26 protein-coding genes are annotated in these 23,576 nt (G+C 61.5%); 8 read left to right on the plus strand and 18 right to left on the minus strand.

Features of this window, described 5'->3' with window-relative positions:
• The 5 genes from EGN72_RS01495 to EGN72_RS01510 all read left to right on the plus strand — a co-directional run.
• Positions 1-319, plus strand: a 319-nt coding sequence (locus tag EGN72_RS01495; RefSeq protein ID WP_127044879.1) for a DUF736 family protein, incomplete at its 5' end; no start/stop codon positions are given.
• Positions 320-1,053: 734 nt separating this feature from the next.
• The gene (locus tag EGN72_RS19260) at positions 1,054-1,230 is read left to right on the plus strand and encodes a hypothetical protein (RefSeq protein WP_176832925.1); all 177 of its coding nucleotides are present in this window, start codon (positions 1,054-1,056) and stop codon (positions 1,228-1,230) included.
• A gap of 525 nt (positions 1,231-1,755) precedes the next feature.
• The gene (locus EGN72_RS01500; protein WP_127044880.1) at positions 1,756-2,376 is read left to right on the plus strand and encodes a helix-turn-helix domain-containing protein; all 621 of its coding nucleotides are present in this window, start codon (positions 1,756-1,758) and stop codon (positions 2,374-2,376) included.
• Positions 2,369-4,297, plus strand: a complete 1,929-nt coding sequence (locus EGN72_RS01505; protein WP_127044881.1) for a relaxase/mobilization nuclease domain-containing protein — start codon at positions 2,369-2,371, stop codon at positions 4,295-4,297. The genes EGN72_RS01500 and EGN72_RS01505 overlap by 8 nt, the downstream gene beginning before the upstream one ends.
• Positions 4,298-4,313: 16 nt before the next feature.
• The gene (locus EGN72_RS01510; RefSeq protein WP_127044901.1) at positions 4,314-6,227 is read left to right on the plus strand and encodes a type IV secretory system conjugative DNA transfer family protein; all 1,914 of its coding nucleotides are present in this window, start codon (positions 4,314-4,316) and stop codon (positions 6,225-6,227) included.
• Between the two features lie 41 nt (positions 6,228-6,268).
• Here the strand turns inward: EGN72_RS01510 and EGN72_RS01515 are convergent, their stop codons facing one another.
• The 15 genes from EGN72_RS01515 to EGN72_RS01590 form a co-directional block, all read right to left on the minus strand.
• On the minus strand, positions 6,269-6,607 hold the full coding sequence (locus EGN72_RS01515; RefSeq protein ID WP_127044882.1) for a hypothetical protein: 339 nt from the start codon (positions 6,605-6,607) through the stop codon (positions 6,269-6,271).
• 73 nt (positions 6,608-6,680) lie between these two features.
• Positions 6,681-8,882, minus strand: coding sequence for a hypothetical protein (locus EGN72_RS01520; RefSeq protein WP_127044883.1), 2,202 nt, complete (start codon positions 8,880-8,882; stop codon positions 6,681-6,683).
• Between the two features lie 80 nt (positions 8,883-8,962).
• Positions 8,963-9,940 carry a P-type DNA transfer ATPase VirB11 gene (gene virB11 / locus EGN72_RS01525; RefSeq protein ID WP_127044902.1) on the minus strand — a complete coding sequence of 326 codons (978 nt, stop codon included), beginning with the start codon at positions 9,938-9,940 and terminating at the stop codon, positions 8,963-8,965.
• 82 nt (positions 9,941-10,022) lie between these two features.
• The gene (locus EGN72_RS01530; protein WP_127044884.1) at positions 10,023-11,465 is read right to left on the minus strand and encodes a TrbI/VirB10 family protein; all 1,443 of its coding nucleotides are present in this window, start codon (positions 11,463-11,465) and stop codon (positions 10,023-10,025) included.
• Positions 11,466-11,467: 2 nt separating this feature from the next.
• Positions 11,468-12,190, minus strand: coding sequence for a TrbG/VirB9 family P-type conjugative transfer protein (locus EGN72_RS01535; RefSeq protein WP_127044885.1), 723 nt, complete (start codon positions 12,188-12,190; stop codon positions 11,468-11,470).
• 5 nt (positions 12,191-12,195) lie between these two features.
• Entirely contained in the window at positions 12,196-12,876 is a 681-nt protein-coding gene (locus EGN72_RS01540) for a virB8 family protein (protein ID WP_127044886.1), read from the minus strand.
• A 17-nt stretch (positions 12,877-12,893) separates the two neighbouring features.
• Positions 12,894-13,907, minus strand: coding sequence for a type IV secretion system protein (locus EGN72_RS01545; protein ID WP_127044887.1), 1,014 nt, complete (start codon positions 13,905-13,907; stop codon positions 12,894-12,896).
• A complete protein-coding gene (locus EGN72_RS01550; RefSeq protein ID WP_233586990.1) occupies positions 13,908-14,339 on the minus strand; it encodes a hypothetical protein in 432 nt (143 codons plus the stop codon).
• 2 nt (positions 14,340-14,341) lie between these two features.
• Entirely contained in the window at positions 14,342-15,109 is a 768-nt protein-coding gene (locus EGN72_RS01555; protein WP_127044888.1) for a type IV secretion system protein, read from the minus strand.
• Positions 15,106-16,218 (minus strand): transglycosylase SLT domain-containing protein, encoded by a 1,113-nt coding sequence (locus EGN72_RS01560; RefSeq protein ID WP_127044889.1) that lies wholly within the window; start codon positions 16,216-16,218, stop codon positions 15,106-15,108. Before EGN72_RS01560 ends, EGN72_RS01555 begins: the two co-directional genes overlap by 4 nt.
• Positions 16,219-16,420: 202 nt before the next feature.
• Positions 16,421-18,799: a type IV secretion system protein B4 gene (locus EGN72_RS01570; RefSeq protein WP_127044891.1), complete on the minus strand. Its 2,379-nt coding sequence runs from the start codon at positions 18,797-18,799 to the stop codon at positions 16,421-16,423.
• Positions 18,789-19,067 (minus strand): type IV secretion system protein VirB3, encoded by a 279-nt coding sequence (locus EGN72_RS01575; RefSeq protein ID WP_127044892.1) that lies wholly within the window; start codon positions 19,065-19,067, stop codon positions 18,789-18,791. The genes EGN72_RS01570 and EGN72_RS01575 overlap by 11 nt, the downstream gene beginning before the upstream one ends.
• A gap of 131 nt (positions 19,068-19,198) precedes the next feature.
• Positions 19,199-19,480: a TrbC/VirB2 family protein gene (locus tag EGN72_RS01580; RefSeq protein WP_127044893.1), complete on the minus strand. Its 282-nt coding sequence runs from the start codon at positions 19,478-19,480 to the stop codon at positions 19,199-19,201.
• Positions 19,481-19,496: 16 nt separating this feature from the next.
• Positions 19,497-20,195 carry a lytic transglycosylase domain-containing protein gene (locus EGN72_RS01585; protein WP_233586991.1) on the minus strand — a complete coding sequence of 233 codons (699 nt, stop codon included), beginning with the start codon at positions 20,193-20,195 and terminating at the stop codon, positions 19,497-19,499.
• On the minus strand, positions 20,134-20,448 hold the full coding sequence (locus EGN72_RS01590; RefSeq protein WP_127044894.1) for a hypothetical protein: 315 nt from the start codon (positions 20,446-20,448) through the stop codon (positions 20,134-20,136). Before EGN72_RS01590 ends, EGN72_RS01585 begins: the two co-directional genes overlap by 62 nt.
• Before the next feature lie 132 nt (positions 20,449-20,580).
• Between EGN72_RS01590 and EGN72_RS01595 the strand changes: the two genes are divergently transcribed.
• Positions 20,581-21,159 (plus strand): hypothetical protein, encoded by a 579-nt coding sequence (locus tag EGN72_RS01595; RefSeq protein ID WP_127044895.1) that lies wholly within the window; start codon positions 20,581-20,583, stop codon positions 21,157-21,159.
• Here EGN72_RS01595 and EGN72_RS01600 read toward each other — a convergent pair.
• Positions 21,153-21,353, minus strand: a complete 201-nt coding sequence (locus tag EGN72_RS01600; RefSeq protein WP_127044896.1) for a hypothetical protein — start codon at positions 21,351-21,353, stop codon at positions 21,153-21,155. The two genes, EGN72_RS01595 and EGN72_RS01600, sit on opposite strands and share 7 nt — an antisense overlap.
• Before the next feature lie 69 nt (positions 21,354-21,422).
• The gene (locus EGN72_RS01605) at positions 21,423-21,632 is read right to left on the minus strand and encodes a helix-turn-helix domain-containing protein (protein WP_127044897.1); all 210 of its coding nucleotides are present in this window, start codon (positions 21,630-21,632) and stop codon (positions 21,423-21,425) included.
• A gap of 181 nt (positions 21,633-21,813) precedes the next feature.
• Between EGN72_RS01605 and EGN72_RS01610 the strand changes: the two genes are divergently transcribed.
• Entirely contained in the window at positions 21,814-22,110 is a 297-nt protein-coding gene (locus tag EGN72_RS01610) for a hypothetical protein (protein WP_127044898.1), read from the plus strand.
• A gap of 3 nt (positions 22,111-22,113) precedes the next feature.
• On the opposite strand, the gene EGN72_RS19110 is transcribed toward EGN72_RS01610, so the two are convergent.
• Complete coding sequence (locus tag EGN72_RS19110) at positions 22,114-22,392, minus strand: hypothetical protein (RefSeq protein ID WP_158623111.1); 279 nt, start codon at positions 22,390-22,392, stop codon at positions 22,114-22,116.
• A gap of 210 nt (positions 22,393-22,602) precedes the next feature.
• On the opposite strand from EGN72_RS19110, the gene EGN72_RS01620 reads away from it, so the two are divergent.
• Entirely contained in the window at positions 22,603-22,842 is a 240-nt protein-coding gene (locus EGN72_RS01620) for a hypothetical protein (protein WP_127044900.1), read from the plus strand.
• Positions 22,843-23,576: the final 734 nt, after the last annotated feature.

Consider the following 23,576-nt stretch of genomic DNA (forward strand, 5'->3'; position numbering starts at 1 on the left):
ATTCACCAGCGCCGACATCGAAACCGCCAAGGGCGTCGGCTCCATCTCGACCCTGACCTTCGACCTCGACATCACGGTCGAACCCGTCGCGAGCACGAACCCGATGGCCCCCACGCATCGCGTTCTCGGCCGCTCCCCGCGCGGCAAGCTGGTCGAGTGCGGCGGCATCTGGAAGAAGCAGAACAAGGAGACTGGCGCCGGCTACTACACGCTGACCATCCGCGACCACGGCTTCAACGCCAACCTCGGCAAGGCCGCGAACCAGGACGATCTGTCCCTGCAGGCCGTCATCCCCTGGGGTCCCAAAGACGCCGTCTAAGCCAACGGCCAGACCGCTCCGGCGGTCTGGTTTTTTCTCGTTTCAAGAAGCGACAGAGGTTCGGGTCCGAAACCCGTGTCCGAAGGATGCGGCATATTTCGGACAACGTCGCCGTGGCGGGTAGGAAGCTGGATAGGTCGCAGATGCGGCTCCGATCGCCCAGTTCAGTGACAGTGTGGATCGCGCGAACCCGAGGCGGAACCGAATGTCCGTAGGGAGAACTGGCAGCCAGCTGAGCGAGGCAAGCGCACCCCTTCTCTCATTCGAGCAACCCGCGCCTGGGGCGTCTTGGCGAAGCTGCCAGGGGCGCCGAACTCACCCTGTGCCGCGAGGGTGTAAACCGCAGATCAACGTCATGCGTCTGGGGGCAACGTCTCAAGTCAGGGCCACCGCCGCGCGCCTTTCCGTCGACCTGTTGGCCTTTCAGATCGCTAGCCCGGGGTCGAGCGGTCGGCAACGCCGGGGGCAGGTTTCTGGACGGCTGGCGCTTTACGTTTGATTAGCCTCGAAACACGCTGCCTCTCGCCTGCGGCTCGAACGCGTGTTTCGAACATCATTGTTCTTTTGAAAACGTATAGCACCGTGACGCCTTGAGCGCTGCTGGGCATCGTTCACAACAAACCTGCCCCCGGCGTGCTCCATTTCATTCCGCCCCGTGCCGGGTGCAGCCCGCTCTCATGCCCCCGGTCTTTTCCACGATCCGTCCAACGACGATCAACGGAAAGGATCACACCATGACACTCGAACAATCCATCGACCTCGCCGAACTGCAAGCCGACATGGCCTTCGATGCCTACCTCGCCGCCTTCGATGAAGACGCCCATCCCGAGACCCTAGACAGCCTCGAGACCGAGGCGCTGATCGCCCGCAGCCGCTACGACGATCTGCGCAATCAGGGACTGGGTCACTGACCCGGACACCCCTGCGGGTCTTCGGATCCGCAGGGGTCTGACGGTGTTCCGTTCAAGCTTCGTGACGCCTCTAACGGGCGTGACCCGCGCCATCTTGCGCGGGCCGTTTTCGTGTTCTCGGCGCCCGATCCGTAACCGGCTCGGGCGCTTGATTTGCCTGTCATCAGGTGCTGCCCAGGCGCAAGTTTCGGCAGCTTTTTCGCCCTGATTGCGGCGCATTGATGCGGACTACGCCGCACCATATCGGGCTGCGACGGAACCTTCATTGCGCCGCCAACCCCTGCAAAAAGACAGAACATGCAAAACGTAATATTGCGCAATGTGATGTATTGAAGTATAAGCGAAGGAGAGAAGGAAGACGTTGGCAGGATATGGCCAATGTTTGCACATTTTGTCCGAGGGGTCTGTGATGGGCGTTTCCCGCAAAGCTGAATGCTCCGCCGCACGCGAACGCGACCTAGGGCAATCGCTGCCTCGCGCGCGTCTGCGCATGCACCCTTTTCCTGGAAGCGGGAGAACGCCCTAGTGCCGAGGCCAGCGAAAAACCTGAAGCTTGAACAGCGCATCGAAGTCGCGCGGCGCTTTGCGGCGGGCGAGAGCGCAAAGGATCTGGCGGAGGCGTTCGGCATCTCTCCACGCCACGTGAACCGGCTGGCGAAGGAAGAGGCGGGCGAGGGCATCGCGGTGCGCGATCCGAGTGAGACGGTGGCCTTTCGGGCAAGCCGATCCGAGTTGGACGCCTTCGATGCGGAGTGGCGCGAACGGGGCTATGCCAACCGGTCCCAGGCGCTCAATTCGGTGCTGCGCGGGCGGTGCGGGTTCCTCGACGTGCCGCGTGATCTGGTCGCGGAATTTTGCGCGGCGTGGCGTCAGGCGAAGGATGTGAGCGACGCAGGATTGGTGCTCGCCAAGGCGGTGCATCGTGGCCGGTTGGAGGTCTCGGAGGCGGACCGCGCGGTGCTGATCGAACTGCTCGATCTGGCGCAGTCCATGAGCCGTGAGATGGGCCGGATGAAAGATGCGGCGCAGGCGCTGCGTGCTCAGGAGTGGCCGCAAAAGGAAGAAGGGCAGGGGGCGGAGAGCGCGGTTCTGGAGGACAGCCCGCGCACGATCGAACGCAGATTGAGGCTTGTCAGGAATGGCTGATCCCCTCGCCCTCTATGCCTCGGTCATGGGGCGGCTCTGGGAGGATGAGCGCATCCGGGGCCAGGCCGCGGCGCAGATCGACGCGCGCCTGGCGGGGCGTCGGCAGGGTCGCGGTTTCGCGCGCGTCGGATCGCTGTCGGCGCGCAACGCGCTGAAGGCGGCGTCGGGTCAGAGCCGGGCGGCGGTCTTCAAACGGATTCGGGCGGGGGGCTGCAAGACGCGGGCGTCCCTCGGGGCGCAGATCTCCTACATCAATGACAAGGCGGTCTACACCTACTCGACGATGACCAACGCGCTGACCGATGCGGCGGTGCTTTCTGAGGAGCAGAAAGAGGACATCATCGAGGACTGGGCCGGGACCTGGCGCGGCTCGACCAAGCTCGGTTTCACCTCACACATGCTGCTCTCGTTCCCGACCGATGTGACGGTCGATCAGGTTCGCGACATCGCCATGGACTGGACGGAGCATTTCTTCGAGAGCGGCGAATACGGGGATCAGTGGGACTATGTCCTCGCGGTTCATGACGACCGGGCGCACAAGCACGCCCATATCATCCTGAACAATCGCGGGGTCGAAAACGGCACCTGGTTCTCTTGCTGGGCCGAGGGCGTGATGTCGCCGCAGCTCATGCGCGAGAAGCAGGCTGAGATCGCGGAGCGCTATGGCGTCATGCTCGACGCGACTACCCGGCTCGAGCGCGGCATCTTTGAGAAACCCGCCGGGATCGAGGAGATCTACCGCGCCAAGGAAGAGGCCCGCCTGCCGCGTGAGATTGTCATGACTGCGCAAGAGTCAGCCATCGCGCAGGCGCAGGTGGTGGGCTTCGCCAAGGACTACAAGAACCTCGCCGACCTGCTGGACCGGATGGACTGGCACCACATGGCGCGCGCCCTGCGCGGTATGGCCGACAGTCTCGGTTCCGGCACGCCGTGGAACTTCACCGAAGGAGAGATAGACATGAAGGACATCAAAACCGTCGGTGACGCGATCGACTATTCCGAGCGCACGATCGAGGCGCTGAGGCTCAAGGCCGAGGAACTGGATCCGGCCGAGCGTGCCGCGTTTGAAGCCAAGGCCGCGCCGATCATCGCGGACCTTTCGCAGATGGTGCCGGATCCGGAGCTGCGGGCGCGGTTCGGTAAGCAGCTGGAAGAACCCTATCCGCCCGGGGCGGGCAGCGAGGTGCTGATCGCAGCACTTCAGGCTGGCAATGACGAGGGGCTCGGCGACGTTCTTGAGCGCGCCGAGGAAGCAGGCATGGACAGCGAGGAGCTGGTGGCCCGGATCGCGGCGGGCGGTACACGCAACTACGGCATGGCGCAGGACTGGGTCGAGCGGGACATGAACGCGGTGCTGGCGAAGGACGGCCTCAGCGTAGAGACCGCCAATGACGACCAGCTCGATGCCGCGCTCGAGAAGGTCGATGGGGTGATGGACGCGCTGATGGAGCGGGCCAAGGAGATGGGCGTCGAGATCGGCCGCACCCTCGCGGACGAGGAGGAGGCGACACTGCCGCTCATCGACGAGGACGACCGGACGCCCAATCCCTACCTGCAGGACCTCGCCGACATGTTGCGGGACGGCAAGCTCACCGAGGCACAGGAAGAGGTGGTCGAGCGGACTCTGCAATCCGAGCTCTTCAAGGAACTGGGCGAAGAAGGCCTGGCCGAACTTCGCCGCGGCAACTACGAGGTGCTGGATGCGGCCCTGCCGAGCAAGCTCGATCAAATCACCGTCACGCAGGAGTTCCTCGAAATGACCTTCGAGGAAACGGGCGACCAGGTCTTCACCGACCGTGCCGCCGGGTTGCAGCAGGATAAGGCGACCGAGGTGGCACGACTGCGCGGCCAGCAAGAGGCGCAGGAGCTGGGTCGCGATCTCGGTCGGGGCCGCGGTCTCGATGACGAGATGGAATTCTGAGGGGGAGATGACCACCATGACCAAGACACTTCCCCTCTGGGCCGCGCTTCTCTTCGGTGTGATCTGTGGCGCCGTCATCGGCACAATTGTCGCCGCCTTCTATCTGACCCTGGCATTGAAAACCGGGTTCGGCAGTTTCGACATGCTGGCGCTCTGGAAGGCGAGCGCCGGTACCCGCGCGGCGCACCCAGAGGCCTTCAAGGTTGGGTTTGGCGCCGTCGGCTTTGGCGCAATCGGCCTCGGTGTTCTGGCACTCGCCTGGACCTGGAAGAAGGAGCGGGACGATTATGGCTCGGCCCATTGGCAGACCAAGGCGGAGTTGAAGAAGAACGACATGCTGCAGACCCCCGGCAAGGGTTTCGTCTGCGGCAAGCTTGGCGCGCCGACGGCCAAGGCGGAATTCATCTCCTCGACCACGATCCCGCATGTGATGATGGTGGCGCCCACCCGCGCGGGTAAGGGCGTCGGCTTCGTGATCCCGAACCTTCTGAGCTTCGCGGGCTCGGTCGTGGTGCTCGACGTGAAGGGTGAGAACTTCGAGAAGACCGCGCGGCTCCGGGCGCTCAACGGCGACGAGGTCTATCGCTTCAGCCCCTTCGACTGGGCCAATGCCACGCATCGTTACAACCCGCTCGCCCGGATCGCCAAGGCCCCGAGCTTCGCGCAGCGCTTCACCGAGGTGTCGATCCTGGCGGACCTCTTCCTCGACAAGGACAACAAGACGCTCGACACATTCTCCGAGGCCGGCAAGTCGATCTTTGTCGCGGCCTGCCTGCTGGCGATCCAGCGCGGCACGCCGAACCTTGGCGCAGTGAACCAGATCGTCGCGGGCGGGGAATACAAGAACGCCCGGTACAAGACCTATGCCGACGAGGCCGAAGAAGATATCCTGCGCGAACTCTGGACCAATGCGGCTTCAGCTTCGTCGCGGCTCCTGACCTCGAACATCCAGGCGCTGATGACCGCCGGCCTCAAGCAGTGGGACAACCCCGCGGTGCGTTCGGCCACGCAAGACAGCGACTTTGATTTCTCGACCTTCCGCAAGACCCCGCAGTCGCTCTACATCGCGGTCTCCGAGGATCACATCGCGACTCTGGCGCCGCTCCTGCGCCTGATGTTCGCCGACCTCATTGCCTCGATCCGGCTCAATGAACCGGGTCCGGACGAGCCCTGGCCGGTCATGATGATGATCGACGAATTCCAGCAGATGGGGGCCATGCCCTATCTCGAGCGCGCGATCCATTCGCTGGCGAGTTACGGCGGCCGCGTCGCGATGATCGCGCAGTCGCTGGCTTCGCTTGATCGGATCTACGGGCCCGAGGGCCGCGAGAGCCTCGAGAACGGGGCAGGGCTGAAGCTCTACATCACCCCTCGGGATCGGCGGACCGTAAAGGAGGTCTCCGCCGCCGTCGGCAGCACCACCCGCGAGGCGGTCACCCGGATGTATGGTCGTAACAAGGGTTTCCTCGGCGCAACTTCGACCTCGGCGCGGCTGGAAGAGCGGCCGCTGCTTTCGGAGACCGAAGCCCGCCTGATGGATCCCGATGAGGTCATCATCCTCGCCTCGCCCCAGCACCCGATCAAGGCGAGCCGGATCAAGTATTATGACGATCCGTTCTTCAAGGAGATGCTGGCCCGCATGGAGGGCAAGTCCTTCCCCTATCCGCCAAGTGTGCAGGGCGTGGGGCCTTGGGGTAGCGTGGATGGTGACGCAGCCCTTGCAGACGAGCAGGCGAAACCAGCCGAACGCGCGCCTGTCCGGGATAGATCGCAGCGGCGCGAGGCGCGGGCGATGAGCGTGATGGCGTTGGAGGCCGGGCGCGGGCAGCCCGAGCCCAACACGCTTGAGCGGGAAGCTGCGGTGCCGAAGGAATGGGAGGCGGCGCTCGACCGGCAGGAGGATTTCATTGAGGAGTTGTTAGGTGGGTGAGCAGATTGCGCGTGTTCCCCTCGCGTCTGGAACAACCCGAACTATTCTGCCGCATGTAGCTCGTCGTCCAGCAGTTCGAGAATCATTTCACGTTGACTGGGCTTTTCTAGATAACGCTCAGCCAAATAGCGAACATAGGCAGCAACACCGGGCGCAGGTTTCCAGTACAACGGTCGAACCTTGAATATCATGGAGCGATCTCGAGCCTCCTTGAGCCGCTCGCTAAGCGAACGAGGTACAGCGTCAAGGTAGGATGGCCAGCCAATGTCTATGGCGAGTTTGGACATCCCATCGAGGATTGCGTCTTCCGATAATCCATCCTGATGAGTGTGCATCACGGTGAAAAACAGGATCTCTTGTCTCGTCAGATCGTCACACATTCGCAGAACTCCTATGGAACGCCTCTTAATGACGTCAGGTTAACATAGCATTGAGGCGGCGTTTTGGGGGCATTCACAGGTCATGACGCTCCACCACCTTGTTTTCCGCATCGGGCCTCCAACTTTGGAACCGTTCGAAAGCATCTCGGATTTGTTCGGTCACAAGCGTTTGGACCGCGTTGATCACTGAGGGGTTGGCCTTCAAATCACGACCAATTAAGTAAAATCGCAAACCAATATTGCCCTGGCGGCTTGCCTCCATCGCGCTCAAGGCCGGAGCGGCGCCACCTTGATCGATGCTCACAATATCGCCCGACGGGTCTGCTATCCAAGTGAACTCCTCGCAAACATTCTCGTCCGGCACTTTTGCGCGAAAGCACTTTGGGGCAATTTTCTCTGCACAGAACAAAAGGGGTTCTGTAAATCCCACTTTTTCTCCCCATTCGGGCTCGCTGAGTATTTTGTTTATTTCTCTGACAATTCGAGACATATGGTCCGGCGCAGCGACTTGTTTGGAAAAACTGATCTGAGTTTGTATGTCAGTTATTCCAAGTTCTTCGGAAAGAAAGCTTGCGACCGTTTTGGACTTGAAGAGTGTTTCAGTATGAGCGAGTGATCGAAATAGGAGCATTTCAATAAGGACATCAAGCTGTTTTGCCCTCCGCCAACGTTCCTCACTCTTTCCTTTAAGTACCTCGAAATTTCCTGGACGACGCAGTATCATTCGACAACGCTTCATCAAGACTCGCAGGGAAGCGTCGTCAAGTGCTTCACCATCGCCATCGCCACTAGGCAGGATTTCGGAAAGCACAACGATTCCGTTGTCACTCTCATCTGATCGAGTTCGAATGAAATCGAGCCGATTCATGACGGAAGCACAGTCACTATCCGGATATCGGTATGCGTACTCGTACAGCTTTTGCAAAAGGAGCTGAATGGCCACATTCGCACGACTCGCGGTACGGTGGTGTACGAGATATCGATAACTCTGATAGCGCGACTCAAAAAACTGTTCAATTCCGGGAACCGCTCGTGGTCCAAAGCCAAATGCAAAAATTCCGGTAGGCTCTCCTTCAGGTTTTTTGCATTGCACCAGGATGGCGTCGCGAACGACTCGTTCAAGATCGAACTCACCGAAGCTGGCTCCTGCAGATCTGCAATCACGTAGCGTGTAGTCGAGACGGTCCCCGTCTACTTGACCGTCCACCAGTTGCCGCATAGAATAAAGAAAGCGTGTCGGCTTGTTTGCTTCAGTAGTACCGCCTTTGTGAGCAATATAAGAATAGATCAGACAAAGCGTGACATGGTGGATTAGTCGACAGTACTCATCAAGCCAGCTAGTTTTGTTTATTGCTTGTCCCGGAGCCCTATTTCCGACTGGCAGAAAATCACCGTAGCCGACAACTAGGCTTTGCCTTTCCTTCAGGTAACTGCTAAGTATTGCGTAACTCCTGACCTCATGCAAATCCTTCTGTCTAATCTTTTTCTTCAAATCCGAACGAGTGACATCCAACATTGCTGTCAGGAAGCCGTCTAGGCGTTTTGCATCAAGTTTGCCTTCGTAACTACTGCGCGCACGATCATAGAGTTCTGATGCAACAGGCCCACGGTTTTGCGGGTCGTAACCATCGGAAACAATTGTGAAATCCTTTAGTGCGACTTCAAAGGCGTGGCTCATTGGCAGGTGACCGATGTCATGTGCTAGGGCATAGAGCTTGAGCGCCTGCCAATAAGTATCGATCACAAAGCTTGCGTTCAGCAACTTGTCCTTGCCAACCATGCTCTCAGTGTCAATTCGAGCATCCGGGTTTGCGGCCAAGAGTTTTCCTTCGTGCGCCATCAGAGGAGTATGCAGGAACCCACTTCGCCCAGAGATTGATGCTCTGTGGGCTTTACATAAGCCCTCAATCTTGCGGGAAACATCGACCGGATCGGCGTCGGCTCCACTGCCTAGTTCATCGAAGAGCTCGCGAATTACCGCCAAGAGGAAATCGGCCGCGACATCCAGGAATTCCCTTAGGTCCTTGTGGCCAGCATTCGACAGCGCGCTGCTAAACATCCGTCCGACCGTATAGGCTGTTCCAAGCGAGTGCGGAAAACGAGTGTTCTTGTTTGATGGGAAAGCAACGAAACTTACAGATTGTTGCAAGACATAGTGAAGCCGTTGAAAATCTGGGCGGTCCACGAAATCTCGGTCGAATATCGTCAACGGGATGGTGCCATGTATAGGATCAGGGATGCGGGTGATGGCCCGCGGATGCGACAACCCTAACATATATTGGCCTACCCCTCAAACACGTCCCCTGCAGGACAACGTGATGTTGTGTGAGGCTTGTGTCAACCCTTGGTGCAACATCAGCTCGGCAGATAGAACTCCGTTATCCCCCGCTTCCCCTCGGCTCGCCCGAGCTGCACGATCACATCGATGGATTTCCGGATGTACTCCTGCACCTCGGCGAATGTCAGCGGTGTGCCAGCCTGCAGCACCATGATCGCCAGCCGGTCGATAGCGAGTTCTGCAGTCTCGGCGTGGATGGTGGAAACCGACCCGCCATGCCCGGTGTTGATTGCTTCGAGATAGGTTAGGGCCTCGGCCCCGCGCAGCTCGCCGACGATGATCCGGTCGGGTCGCATACGGAGGGAGGCCTGAAGGAGGGCGTTGGCGCTGCGTTGTGAGCCGGCACCTCGGTCGGCCAGGAGGGCGACAGTGTTCGGCTGGCTGGGGAAGAGCTCGAAGGCGTCCTCGATGGTGATCAGCCGTTCGTGCTCGCTGACGTGGTTCAGAAGATGGCGGGCGAACGTGGTCTTGCCGGTCGAGGTGCCGCCGCTGATCAGGACGTTGAGGCGTGCCTCGACCAAGGTCTGTAGGGCAGCTTCGAGGTTTTCTTCTGCGAGACTGGCAATGTTTTTCAGTTTCTCTGCGCGGAGCGCATCGAGCGAGACGGCCCTACCGAAGAGATAGGCGGGGGCGTAATCCCTGACACTGCCCGAGGCGAAGAGGCGGATGGTGATCGAGGCACCGCGATCGATGGCGGGCGGTACGGCGACCTGGACCCGAAGAGGGCGGCCCGCATATTCCACCTTGCCGGAGACGAGGGGGTTCTTTTCAGAGACGCGGGCCTTGGCGTCGCCGACGATGGTCTGGGCCATGTTGAGGGCGGTGGTGCGATCCACGGTTTGGCCTTCGTGGCGCATCGTGGCGTCGCCCGCGACCTCGAGCCAGACCTTGCCGTCCGGGTTGATCGCGATCTCGACCACGTCGTCATGTCTTAGAAGGTCGCGGAACGGGTCGAGATAGCGCTCGAGGTAGGAGGCTGGCGATGCCTGATCCATCATTTCGGTGGTTCCGGTAATATTGAATCTGGTTTCGCTGCCTCTCGCCTGCGGCTCGAACGCGAAACCTGATGCTTCTTTTTCATTGTGAACCAGAACCCCCGTAGATCACCACATCCCTGTCAACGAGCACAGTGACCGAGGCCCCCTGATCGACATAGATCGTGGGCGCGATCGAGACCTGGTCGGCAATGACCGAACCGACCGCATCCTGAAGGTCGCTGCCGACATCGCCCAGGACGATGCTGGTGGTTTCGTTGTTGCTGCTCTCGGCTGCCACCGCAGGCGCCGCCCCGATCACGGAAATCAGCGCTGCCCCGCCGAATCGCTCGGCGAACTTGGTGTCGACGAGGCCGGTCAGGCCCGAGCGGCCGAGCTGATCTCCGCCCACGGCGGCGATTTCCATCGAGGTCCCGTCCGGCGTCAAGACGCGGGTCCAGAGGATCAGGATGCGCTTCTGATGCATGTCGATGCCGGAGCGGTACTGGCCAAAAAGGCGGGAGCCCCGGGGGATCAAGATCCGGTCCCCGGAAAACGCCGGGACCGGCTCAGAGACGACCGCGACGACCGAGCCGGGCAGATCGCTGTTGATGGCGGTCTGGAGCGCGGCCTGAATGACAGACCCTTGGGTCAGCGTGCGCTCGGGGTAAGCGAGGCGGGCGGCTTCCTGCACCTCGAGCGGGCGGGCGGTCTGCAGGAACTGCTCATTGCCGGAAAGCACCGGTCCCCCAGTGCCAGCGGCCGCCGGATCGGCCACCGCCGCGCCACTCGCGCCGCCGCGTGGACCGTTGGCATAGACCACGGCGGGAGACTTGATCTGCGCGGTCAGAAGCTCCTCGGCGACCCGCTCGGCCTCGCGCTGACGCTGTTCCTCTTCTTGCCGACGGCGCTCTTCGAGAAGGCGCTGGTCAGCGATCAGCCCTTCGCGGTCGAGCTCGGCCTCGAGCCCCTCGCGCTGTGCCCTCTCGGCATCGAGCATGGCCTGAAGCCCTTCGATGCGGGTTTCGGTCTGGCGCTGCAGGTTGGCCAGCTCTGCCTCCTTTGCGGCCAGCATGGATTCGAGCGCGGCTTTCTGTTCGTCGAAGGCCTCGCGTAGATCCGCGACGGCGGACTGGATTTCCGAGTTGCGGGCGGCCTGGCTGGCGGCGAGGGCTTCGCGGAGCTTGGCGATTTCTGCCAGAACCTCGGCGCTTGCCTCTGGGGCAGGGGCGACGGGCACGTCGAGCGCTTCCTCGACGGCGATCAGAGCGTCATTGACCCTTTGCTGGGTCTCGTCGGGCGGAAACTCCAGCCGCCCGCCGGTGCCTGGGCGGCGATCCTGAAAGGTCTCGACATCGGAAGTCTCAAGCGCGCTGTCGCCCTCCTGCAGGCCAGTCGCCAGGAAATACGCTACCCCGGCGCTGCCAAGAGCGAGGGCAGCGGCGAGCGCGCCGACCCCGAGGCTGTTGCCCCGGCGTTTGGATTTGCCGCGCTGGCTGAACTGGTTGAGGCGGTCCTGAAGGTCTGGAGGGGTTTGATCGGCCATGGTCAGTTGCTCACATAGATGGCGCTCTCGTCGCGCCAGGCACAGATCGCCTCGTCGCCGATGCGCAGCGTCCAGTATGTGTTCACCCCAAGCACGCGGACGGTGTTGCCTTGCTGGGTCCAGTTGACGGTGCGCTCGCGGCCCTGATCATCGGCCTTGAAGAGCGCGGGCTGGCGGCCATTCTCCGGGAAGACGAAATACGTATAACGCCCGTCGTCATAGATATGGCTCGGGCGAAAATCCCCTTCACCCGAGACACGGTAGTTGTAGTTGCGCGGGGCCTCATAGCCCTTGGGCTGGGTGGAACCCGCCGCACGGCGTTCTTCGTCGGGGTAGCGGAAGCGGACCTCGAAGAACATGCCGGTGCGGTTCGGGATCGAGCCCTCGCGCAGGTGGAAGGAATAGCTGCGCCGGTTGGTGATGACGGTCATGTTGGTCGAGGCATTGGCCACATGCGGTTTGATCGTCAGCACATTGCCGAGCTCGGGGATTGGATCGACCTGAAAGCTCTCGGTGTCGCCGACAATGACTGCTTCAAACCGCTCGCCCGCCCCGAAATGTATCGTCGTCGAATGCCTGAGATCCGTCTCGATCCGGTAGACCTGGTTTTCGTTATAGACGGCGGTGCGGATACGGATGTCGAGCGGGCCGCCTTGCGGCGTGGCTTCGGCCAGAGCGGCAACAGGTAGGGCAAGCGCCAGGAGAAGCGCGGGGAAGGATTTCATGGTGGTCAGTTCTCCAGGGTCTCCGCGTCGACGCGGTACGAGGTCACCACGAAGCCCAAGGGGTTGGCCCAGACGTCCTGAAGGCGCCGGCGGGTTTCGGGTTGGAAGTCGTAGCCGACGGTGGCGACATAGGACCGGGTGACGGTGCGCGTGTCGCGGGGGCGGCGCAGCGTCCGAGTGAAGCGGACCTGGGCTACGCCGCGCTCGATCTGGTTTACCGATTTGATGACCACCTCAATCTTGGCGTCGCGCCCGTAGACGGTGATCGGGTAGTCCTCGTTGGTCGAGGACCAGAGATCGCGCAGCGTGCGGGCGGCATCGCCATCCGAGCGATCGAGCACCGAATTGATGCGTTGCTCGCCATCGGTCAGGTCATAGGTTTCGCGGTCGTCAACATAGGCCACGAGATTTGCCTGGATGATGGCGTCGCTTTCCGACAGCGTCAGCGCCTGGACGGCTGCGACCCGGTCCATCTCGCCGGTTTCCTTGTCCACGACGACCACGAAGGTCTCGGTGGATTTCAGCGGAAAGAGGCTCGCGCCCGCGACCATGCCAGCAACGCCGACCAGCACGCCGGCCGTCGCGACGAACCAGGCGAAGCGCTCGCGCCGCCTTGGCCCGTAGATGAAATCCGCTTCAAACGCGTCGCGGTCGGGGCTCGCGGAAGGGGTTGCGGGTGTCTTCACGTCAGTCGTCTTTCACATCAGGGTTTGCGGAAGGATTTGGCAGCGGAGAGAAGCGCGCCGGGGCTTTGCCGGATCATCTCACCGGTTTTCACCACGCCCGCATTGGCCATCTGGTTCAGCTCGTGCGGAGACTTGCCGGTGACAAGGCGCGAGGCGGTACCCGTGCCATACTCCCGCGTATTCACAAAACCCTGACGTGCAAGGCCGGTCAGGCCCACGGCATTGGAGGCAATGCCGACAACGCCGGTGAGGTTGGAGGCGATGTAGGGCACGGAGGCCATGATTCCGGCGCTGAGGATGAGGATCACTAGGAAGGGCAGGATGAGGCTGACGGTCTCGACATCGCCTGGATCGGCGGAGGCATCCCCGATAGCCTCGGCGATGGCGACGATGATGCCTGCGGCCCCGGCGGCGGCGACCGGCATGAGCGCATAGCCGATGGTGGCGCGGGTCCAGGCCTCGAAGAGGGATTGGGTCGGTTTGAAGAGCGAGGTCACGATCATGAAGGGCGCGATGACAATCATCAGTGCGAAGACGATCCGGGCGAAGGCGATGATCCCGGCGGTGACGGCGGCGAAGACGGCGGAGAGGACGAAAAAGATCGCGCCCAGGACCGCGCCGAAGACCCAGCCCGCGCGGTCGCCGATTGTATCGCCATAGGCGGTGATGCGCGCGACCATGTTGTCGAGGCTCTCATAGACCCCGGCCTCATCGCCCGACCCGGTGAGGGCAAGGATCGAGGCGCCGATGGAGTCGGGGACTTGCGTGACCACGCCATAGATGACGCTGAAATTTTCCCAGCTCTGTGCGAAGATCCCCACCAGTGCCACCTTGATCCCGAAGGCAAAGCCGGTGCTGAAGGGCAGGGGGCGCAGTTGCATCACCGCGTTGATTCCGAGAAGCACGAGGAGGAGGGTCGCGCCTGCCGAGATGACATTGCCGACCGAGGCCGCCGAGGAGACAAAGCCGTCCTGCGCCACGGTGTTCACTGCAGCGTCGACTTCGCTCAGAATGTCGCGAATGATCCCCATCTACTTGGCACAGGCCTCTGCAACTTGAGCCTCGAGCGCGTTGGCCTGCGCGTAGAGCTCGAGCACGTTAAAGGGCAGACGCGGATTGTCCGAGGTCTGGAAGCGGGGCAGGGCGTCAAGCGCCTGATCCCAGGTGAACTGGTCCAGCAGGCAGGTCCAGTTCTCTGTGGCCAGCGCCTCTTCGGCGATCAGGATGCGCAGGATCGCGCGGTAGCCATTGCGCAAGTAAGCGGTTTCGGCGAGATCGGCGGGCGGTTTCGGGACGCGGCAGTCGTCGGCCTCGTCCCGCGCGATAGCCATCGAGCTGAAGGGCGTGTTGCCGGATGGTTTGGTGTTCGGGGTCTGGGCCGGTGCGGCACCGTGAAGTGCGGCCAAGACAAGAGCGGCAAGACCAAGAGCCCGAATTGGTGCCAAGCTGAGGATCATGGACATGCTCATGGATCCACAGCCATCGAGCGGAACTTGCGTTCATCTGCAAGGGTCGCGGCATCGACAACGCCGAGCTGGCCGGCACTGACGCCTTGCGCGGCTTCCAGCCGCCAGATCTGGGTCAGGATGATGCCAAGCTCGGCGGTGACGCGGGTGTTTAGATCGACGGCGGCCTTCAGCCCGTCCTGATCGTCGATGAACCCGACCATGGTCTCGAGCCGCTCAAGGCTTTGACCGGCCTCCACGTGGCTTTCCTGCGCGGCAACCGAGAGCATGGCACTGGCCCCGGCAGAGGCGGCGATGCGGTTGTCGGCAGGCTGGTCGGAGCCCGAGAGCGTTCCCAGTCGTTCCGAGGTGAAACCGCTGCCAGAGAGCACCCGCTCGACCGAAGCTGAGAGTTCGGCGCCGGGATTGAAGCCGCTCAGGAAATCGCCGCTGGCAAGCGACTGTGCGGTGTTAAGGGGCGCGACCAGCTTGCCTCGCAGCGCGCGGAATTCCTCGACCGTGGCGAAAAGCTCACCCAGTCCGCTGCCTTCAATCAACGAGGTCAGTTGCGCCTCGAGGTTCGTGAGCTGCGACAGCTGAGTTTCCAGTTCCAGCCGCATGGTGGCGAGTTGTTGCATTTGGACGTTCAGATCCTCAGCCATGTGTTCGAGCTGCGCCACGAGCTGACCAAGCTGCGAGCCATCGAAGGTCGGCACACCTTGGGCTGTTGCGGGCGAGGCGAGCCCGAGTGTGGTGACCGCAGCCACGGTCAGGAGAAGCTGTCTCATTCGGGAACTCCCATCTGCATGAAGTCGCGCTCGGCCAGCCGGTCGGCGACGAGGTGTTGGGCATAGACCGCCTCGCGCTGCTGGTTGGCGGCCATAAGCCGGACACGAAGATTGAGGATGCGACCGATCTCGGCCTTGGCATAGGTGTTAAGCTCCCAGGCCGCCTTGGCATTTGGTTGGGCGTCGATCTGCAGGATGATTGCACGCAGGCGATTGATGACCTGTTCGGTGGTGGCGGAGCTGTCGGTCGCGTAATAGACGCCCGCCTCGGAGATGCTGGCATATTCGGCCAGCGCAAAGTCCGAGGGCGAGAGCGTGCCGAGCGCGTCGGCGCCGCCCACGACGGCGAGGTATTCGTTGTAGAATTTGGAGATGTTGCGCACGTAGCCTTGGGTCTCGGCAAAGGGTGGCACGCCGCCATATTCGATCACGCGCCCAGGCCCTGCGTTATAGGCCGCAAGCGCATGGGGGATATTGCCGAAGCGGTTGAGCTGGGTCGTGATATAGCGCGCACCGCCCCGGAGGTTGTCTTTCAAGTTGTAGCGGTCGACGCCGAGGTCAGACGCGGTGCCGGGCATGAGCTGGGTCAGGCCATAGGCACCAACCGGGCTTTGTGCTGTGACGTTGAAGCGGCTCTCCTGCTTGATCAGGGCCTGGAAGAGGCAGCGCCACTGGGTGGCCGAGAGACCCGCGCGGGCCACACCGGGGGCGCCTGCGAACTCGCCCGCCACCTCGACGATCATCATCTCGACCGTCTCGCGGCCCTCGCCGAAAAGACGGCTGTTCATCGGGCTTGGATCCGAATTGGGATAGACCGCCGCCACGCCAAAATCCGCATTGCCTTCGAGCGCGCGGATATCGAAGCCGGGGCCGGTGATGGCCGCCGTCATTTCTTCGAGGACGCGCAGCTGGTCGGCCTGGACATCGGCGAGCGTGGACTCGGTCCGGTCCTTGTCTTGCTGGACGCCCAGATCCTCGGCCAGCGCCGTCACCCGGGCAATGGCGCGGCCGATCGCGGAATTGTCCTGCGTCGGCACGCCCTGGGCATGCGCGGGCAGGGCACCGAGGCCGAGGCAGAGCCCGACGGATATGATCGCGGCGTGGCTCATTCCGGACGGGGCAGGGTCTCGAAGCTGCAGTCGGATTTGGCTGCCTGCTGAACTGGTGTGCCCATCGTCGAGAAGGCGAGGGCGGAGCGTGACACCTGCGGCTCGCCATTGCGTCCGAAGCAGGGCGAGGTTTTCTCAGTGTATTTCTCGCAAGCTGAGAGAAGGGCTGCGGCGGCGCAAATTGCGAGGAGGGGTTTCGAACTCATATCACATGTCTCCAGAAATCGGGATTGGCGCGCCAATCGGCGGGCACACGGGCTTCGCCGGTGGCGCCGCCGCCAAGGATGGGAAGGAGGTCGCCGAGGGCCGAAAGGTCGGCATCGACGAAGACGCTGTCGCCTGCCGAGCGGACAAGCGCGATGCGCTGGCCGATGGTCGGCTGAACGAGGAGCGCCGCCTCCTTGGCGTTCACGCGCAGGAAGTCGTAATCCGAGATCGTAGCGCGATCGTTCGGAAAGAGGATCTGGGTCGGCACCGTCTCGACGATGGTTTTGCCGACGCGGCTGTCGCGCAACTGGCTCGGATACTGCGTCATCATGATCACGACGCAGTTCATCTTCCTGAGCGTCACCAGCCAGTTTTCCAGCCGAGCCCCGAAGTAGGGATCATCGAGCAGTTTCCAGGCCTCGTCGATCACGATGATTGTGGGGCGGCGATCCTCGACCACACGTTCGATCTGGCGGAAGATGTAGGAGAGCACCGCCATGCGCTCGGTGGTCATGTCGAGAATCTCGGTCATGTCGAAACCGATGATGTCAGAGGCCAGTTCAAGCCCGGCACCATATTCCGGCTCGTCGAAGACCCAGCCGTAGCGCCCACCCGGGGCCCATTCGGCGACGCGGGACTGCAGCTCGCCATCGTCGTCGAGCGACTGAAACAGGGTCTCGAAACTCGCAAAGCGTCTGAGCGACCCCTCCGCATGGGCATTTTGCGAGACCGCGCTCTGGATATGGCGGGATTGCTCGCCCGTGAGGGTGCCTCCCCGGGAAAGAAGGGTCGAAAGCCAGTCCGAGAGCCAGGCGCGGCCCCGTTCATCGATCTCGGTATCGAGCGGGTTCAAGCCGGAGGGCACGCCGGCGCGGATTTCGTTATAGCGGCCACCAAGGGCGCGGACCGCCATTTCGAGGCCGCGGTCCTTGTCGAAGAAGAATAGCCGCGCCCCGACCCGCTGCGCCTGGGCCGCGAGGAAGGCAGTGGTGAGCGTCTTGCCCGTGCCTGTGCGTCCCAGCACGAGCGTATGGCCGACAGTGGGTTCCTTGCCCGAGCTTCCCGCCTCGTGGAAGTTGAAGCGATAGCCCGAGGTGCCGACCGTGGGCAGGACCGAGATGGTCTGGCCCCAAGGCGATTGATCGGGACCGCGCCCTTCGACACTGCCATGAAGGGCTGCGAAATCCGCGAAATTGATCGAGGAGATCGGTGTCTTGCGGGCGCGGTAGCCGAAGTTACCGGGACTTTGCGCGAAATAGGTGGCTTTCAGGGCCATATTCTCGCGCACGATCACCGACATGATCTCCTGACCCACGCGCTTGATCTGGGCGGCGGCGCGCTCGAGCGTGTCGCGGTCGGACGCATAGACGGCGATGGAGAGGTGGTGATCCCCAAAGGCGATACGGCCCGCCTCCTGATCATCGGCGGCTTGTCCGAGTTGTTCGCGCAGGGAGACGGCGGCATCGTCGGAGGCGTGCATCTGGCGGATGATGCGCTGGATGCGCTCGGCCATGATGTTGTTCGGGATCGGGCTGAAGGAATTCGTCAGCACGATGTCGAGAGGCAGGTCGAGCGCGTCGAGCAGCGTGACGTCCGTGAGGGCCGGATAGGTCTTCATGGAAAAGAGCGCGCCGTATTTGACCCGACCTGTCACAGCATCGGTCAGAGTGACGACGTCGCCATCAAAGGTGGCGCGGCAATTGCTCAAAGTGTGCGAGAGGGGCAGGGCGCTTTGGCCGAAGGCGATGGGGGAGAAGCTACCCGCGTTCAGCGTATTGAGATAGCCTAGCCATTCGCCGCCCGCACGGGTCAGCCGGATCGGATTGGCCGACGAGAGCGCCACCTCGAAAAAGCCCATGACCTCGTTGAGTTCCTGCATCCGCGTCGCGCGGTCCTTGACCCAGGCCTTGCGGGCCAGTGCCCGCAGGAGCGGGATGCGGGCCGAGATGTCGGGGCGACGGATGACGCTGAGATAGAGCTGACGTTTGGCCGGGCGCTGGTCCTTCACATGGGCCTGCCAGCGCGCGTCGATCGCGGCAGCGAAGCTGTCGCCCTCTATCGCGTGCATTCCGAGATCCTGCGGCACGGAGATGCGGTGGATGTAGAACCCGAAGGCATTGCCGGTCTGTGCGACGATGGCCGCAACCGCGCGTTTGAGCGCGTCGAGCCGGGCATCCTCAGTGGTCATCGGATTGAGACCATCAAGGCGCAGGGTGGCGAGGAGATCGCCCTCGCGCAGCACCATGACATCGTCATCCGCCAGCGCGAAATACGGCAGATGTTCGGCGAGATAGCTTTCCCGCGCGAACTCCCTGCCGCCCGCTTGATGCAAGGCGGTCCCGAAGGAGGAAAGGGTGCCTGCATCACGCGCCAAAGCTGTCGCCTCCGTGCAGGGCCCGGTTCTTCGTCGGGCGGACCGAGCCGTAGGAGATGCGCAGCACCTCGAAGAAATGCGGCTCGCGGTCGGCGACGAACCAAAGGATCGGATAAGCAATGATCCCGATCAGGAAGAAGACCATCGACTTGGTCCAGATGAACGGCAGAACGACCCCACTCGCCAGAACCACGAGGTATCCGACAGGGAGGCCCAGATACTTGGGCGGACGTGCGAGGCCCAGGAAGAGGGGGGATCGTTCTGCCATTTAGTGCGTGTTTCGCTTAGCAAGAAAAGTGTATCCGAAGGCGGGCCCGAGGCAGCGTTTGCGAAGCACAACGCGTTCGGACCTGCCGAAGGATGCCTTCTTGCGAAACACGCACGATGATTTCCGTCTCATCAGGCGAAGCCTGCGACGATCGTCCCGGCCGAGAAGATCAGCACGATCCCGATGATGACCGAGGCGAACCAGCCCCAGTTGAGCCGCCCCATCATGCACATGAAACCGGTGCCGATGACGGCAAGTGTTGCCACCGCGATCCCGATCGGACCGGTCAGCGCGGCCTCGACGGTTTCCAGCATGGTCTGGATCGGCGACAAGTCTTGCGCGAGGGCGGGCGTTGCAAAAGCCGCCAGGGTTGTGGCGATGGGCAAGAGGCGGCTGAGGCGATGTCGAAGCATGCGAAGTTCCCTTGTTTTACTGAAGATCGATAAGGACGGGCGCGCGGGCGGGCACCCGGTCTGCGACGCGGGTGTCCGACGCGGAGACGGCTGTGCCTGCCAGCCGGGACCGAATGCGGTGAATGCGCGCGATGTAGTCGCGGGTCTCGGCGAAGGGTGGGACACCGGAATACTCGACCACCTGGTGCGGCCCGGCATTGTAGGCCGCGAGCGCCAGGTCGATGTCCTTGAAGGTCGCAAGCTGCGCCAGCAGATAGCGCGCCGCGCCATCGAGGTTCTGGGACGGATCGCGCGGATCAACCCCCAGGGCGCGAGCCGTGTCCGGCATCAACTGACCCAGGCCGTAGGCGCCCTTGGGGCTGACGGCAGTTGGGTTATAGCTGCTTTCAGCTTCGACCAGCGCGCGGAACAGGACCTGCCAGTCGTCGGCGCCCAGATTAACGTGGCGCAGGGCCCGATTGCCCGCGTGACGACCTGCGGTGGCGCGGATCAGCGCGAGGATGTCGTCGCGCCCGGAAGGCGGTGTGTCGTCCAGCGAGGACAGAACGACTTCCGCCTCAGTACTATCATCCAGACCAGCCCAGGCAGGCCGCTCACCGTGGAAGGTCCAGCCAGAAGTCCGGGCAGTGCCGTCGCGACCGAAGGCGATGACGTCAGCTGCGCTCCTCGAGGGTGATGCTGTAGTCAGGACCAAAGCGCAGATCGCGCCCGTCACCGAACTCGAGATGATGTTTGAAGAGCCCCGGCCATATGTTGAAATACCGCGGCTCCGGCCCGTGCGGGGTGATCCGGGTCGAGACCAGAATGGCTTCCGGCTCGCCCTCGCGCAGGTAGATGCACTGGTAGCGCGGCTTGCCATCGTCCGTGAACCCCACGAGTTCATACCGGCAGCGGAACGCGATGCCCTTCTCGGACAGGTCTTTGACACCATCTATGGTGATCAGGATCTGGTTGCGCGCTATCGGCATGTTCGGACTCTCCCGTTGAGAGCCCTTCTACTTCACGACACTAAGGCCATAAAGTCATATGGAGTCAATAAGACATATTGCAAAAAAATACATATTGCACGATAGTTGCCGCAACTTTTGCGGGAGAGTGGTATGAGACGGCAGGTTATGGCAGCGGCGATAGGGGTGATGGCGGTGCTCGGAGCGCCGGAGAAGGCGCAGGCCTATGATATCGACTGCGCCATCATGCTCTGCATGGCCGGTGGTTTCCCCCCGAGCTCTGTCTGCGCCCGCGCCTATCGCACGATGATTCGTCGGATCGCGCCCTGGCCAAGCCTGCCGCCCTTCGGAGTCTGCACCTTTGCCCATGTGCCGCTCGAGCTAGGTGGGCCCGGCGGAGAGGGGGAACTCGACACCAACCTGCCGGAATACGAATGGCTGAACCGAACCCATGTGATCTGGTTCAGCGGACAAGCCTATAGAGAAAGAGGAGGCGATCAGTACTGGGACTGGTCGCTTCGCTCATGCGACAGGGAAAATCGCGCCTGCCGCTACTTGCAACGGGTCTACCGGTCTCACACGCCCTGGCCCGCGACATTCATCTCTGAAAGCGAGCAGGAGATTGTCTATCCGACGGCAGGCGTCCTTGGGCACCTTTCTTCACGGAGCATCATGGTCGAGTACGGCGACTACGAGGGCAACATGGGCCACTCGGAGTGGTTTTCTTATTGATCTGAGATATCACCGGGCGTCAGGGAAAACGGGCGCACGATGGCAAGACTGGCATCAAAGCGTTCTGGATCGACATGCCAGCGGCGGCTCACCGAGCCATCATTCCAACGGTAATCGGTAAACAGGTGGATCTCCCGCGCCCCGTTGTTTAGAAACCCTTCCGCAAAGGGTCTGCCAAATAGCTTCTTTACCATTGGGAGATGAGGCCCGTGGAATGGTTGATGGCCCTCCAGGACCCACAAGAAAACCTGCACACCCTGACATCAACGAGGTCTGAAAAACTCAATTGTGTCGATGTCAAGTGCTTTTGAAAGCTGTTCAAGAACATCGACGGAGACGGAGTATTTTCCATTTTCGATTTTCCCAACATAGGTGCGGTCAATCTCTGCCATCAAGGCAAGCGCTTCTTGACTAAGACCGCGAGCGCGCCTCAGGTTTTGTAAATTCAATCCTACTCGTTCCCGCATTTTCATGCGCCGCCTGTGACGGCAAGCAGCGCAAAAACTCTACGGAGTATACTCTGCAAAATTGTCAGATAGCTTCGTTGCCCGAAGAATGTCGCTGGTCGTCTGTCGATACATTATGTAACGCGGCGGCGCGGATCGAAAGTTTAGTGCAAGCTTCGGGGATAGATAGCTTGAAGGAGTTAGCCCTATGCCTACGTTTGGTGCCCTTGATGTGTCCAAGAAAGAGACGCAGGTCCATGTCGTCGATGTTTACGGGAAATGTATCTGGCGCGGAAAAGTGCCGACCAATCCGAGCGACAGTGCAACAGTTCTGATCCCGTATGCCACTCAGCTGGAAAAGGTTGGTCTTGAGACGGGCAACTGGAGTTCGTGGCTCTTCCACGGCCTGACGGACCAAGGGTTTAGTGTCGCATGCATAGATGCGCGGCAGGCTCACGCGGCGCTTTCTGTAATTGTGAACAAGACCGATGCCAATGATGCCTAAGGTTTAGCACATCTGCTGAGAACGGGACTGTTCATGAAAGTGCGCGTAAAACCATGGTGCGATCTGCGCAGGTGGGCCTTGCTCCGGGCGCGCGCAACGCTTGTGCGCACGGTCATTGATCTTGGCAAAGCGATCCGCAGTGCTTTGCGATTGTTCGGCTTCAACATGGCCGCTGGCCCCGGATCGGGAGAGGCGCGTGTCTTTGAGCGTCGGTTCGAACAGCATCTTGCTGAACAGCCTGGACTTGTTTCCGTTGTGATGCCCCTGCTCGTTGCCCGGCACGCACACAAGTCGCCCGGCATGAAAGTTCCATCCGCGCCGAAGTGCGGGTAGACGAGCGGTGTCAGCTGCTGATGACGGTCCCCGTGTCGGCCATTTGAACGCGCTGGCCTTTGTCGCCGCGATCGGATACGCGAAAGCCTTACCCCGGGGCGCGCGGCGGCGGCCTGGATCGGCCTGACCCCGCGGCGATACTAATCGGGTGAGATCATCATGCAGGGCAGGATTTCTCGTCATGGCGACAAGCTGCCGCGATCCTACCTATATGAGGCCGCCGCGCACATCCTGACCCGCGCCAAAACCGACAGCGCCCTCAAACGTTGGGGTACAGCTCTATGCGAAAGGATCGGGTTCAAACGCGCGAAGGTGGCGGTGGCCAAAAAACTTTTGGTCACATTATTCGCCATGCTGCGCTCCCGAAAACCTTTTGAAGCCAATGGCATTGCCGCATAACGAATGAACGAGATCCGCTGCTGACCAGCAGTGGTGCGTCCGCTAGGACGCCGAGCCGGTTCACCGCGTTTTGCTCGCCGAAGGCCCGACCGGGAGCGCTGCGTTTCGAAACATTGCGGCAACCGTTTTCGAAGCTAATCATGCAGCGGCACATGCTCCGACTGCGAAGACAACCCTGACCCAGGACAAGCGGAAAAGCCAAAGACGTTCAACCGCCCAGAAAGCGAAAAACGCCGCCCATTCTGGCGACGTTCCGAAGAAGAAGTGCTTGACCCAAAGCCCGTGATTAGAGTGTGCGGGCAGAGCCAGGTTTCATGAGTAGTCCTCCAAAGCGGATCAAAATACAATTAAAGGTTGCTCAAGGGATTTGCTGAAGGTCGAGTCGCTCAATGAGCGCTATACTCACTGACTTACCGCGTTTCAGTGGGTCGACGGACATCGACCGGGTTCCTTCGGAAGGCTAAGCCAATTTTGGTAGAACAGTCCCCCAACAGCATGGGCGACACAGCAAGCACTGGCAAACTCCAAGGCGGACCCACAAAACGTGCTGAACTAGTTGCAAACCTGCATCAGGCTCGTGTGAACGTCGCGCCATCACTGTTTGATTCCAAGGCGGTATTGACAGGAGGGGGCCTTTGTGTTGACCTTGAATGGCCGCGAGTGTTTGGCTGGTTAAAGAGTACGCATGTTAAAAAGTGAACACATACCGTTCACGTTGTGGTGGCGGACAGAAA

The sequence above is a fragment of the Pseudorhodobacter sp. E13 genome (assembly GCF_003991405.1).
In the GTDB taxonomy this organism is placed as follows: Bacteria; Pseudomonadota; Alphaproteobacteria; order Rhodobacterales; family Rhodobacteraceae; genus Pseudorhodobacter.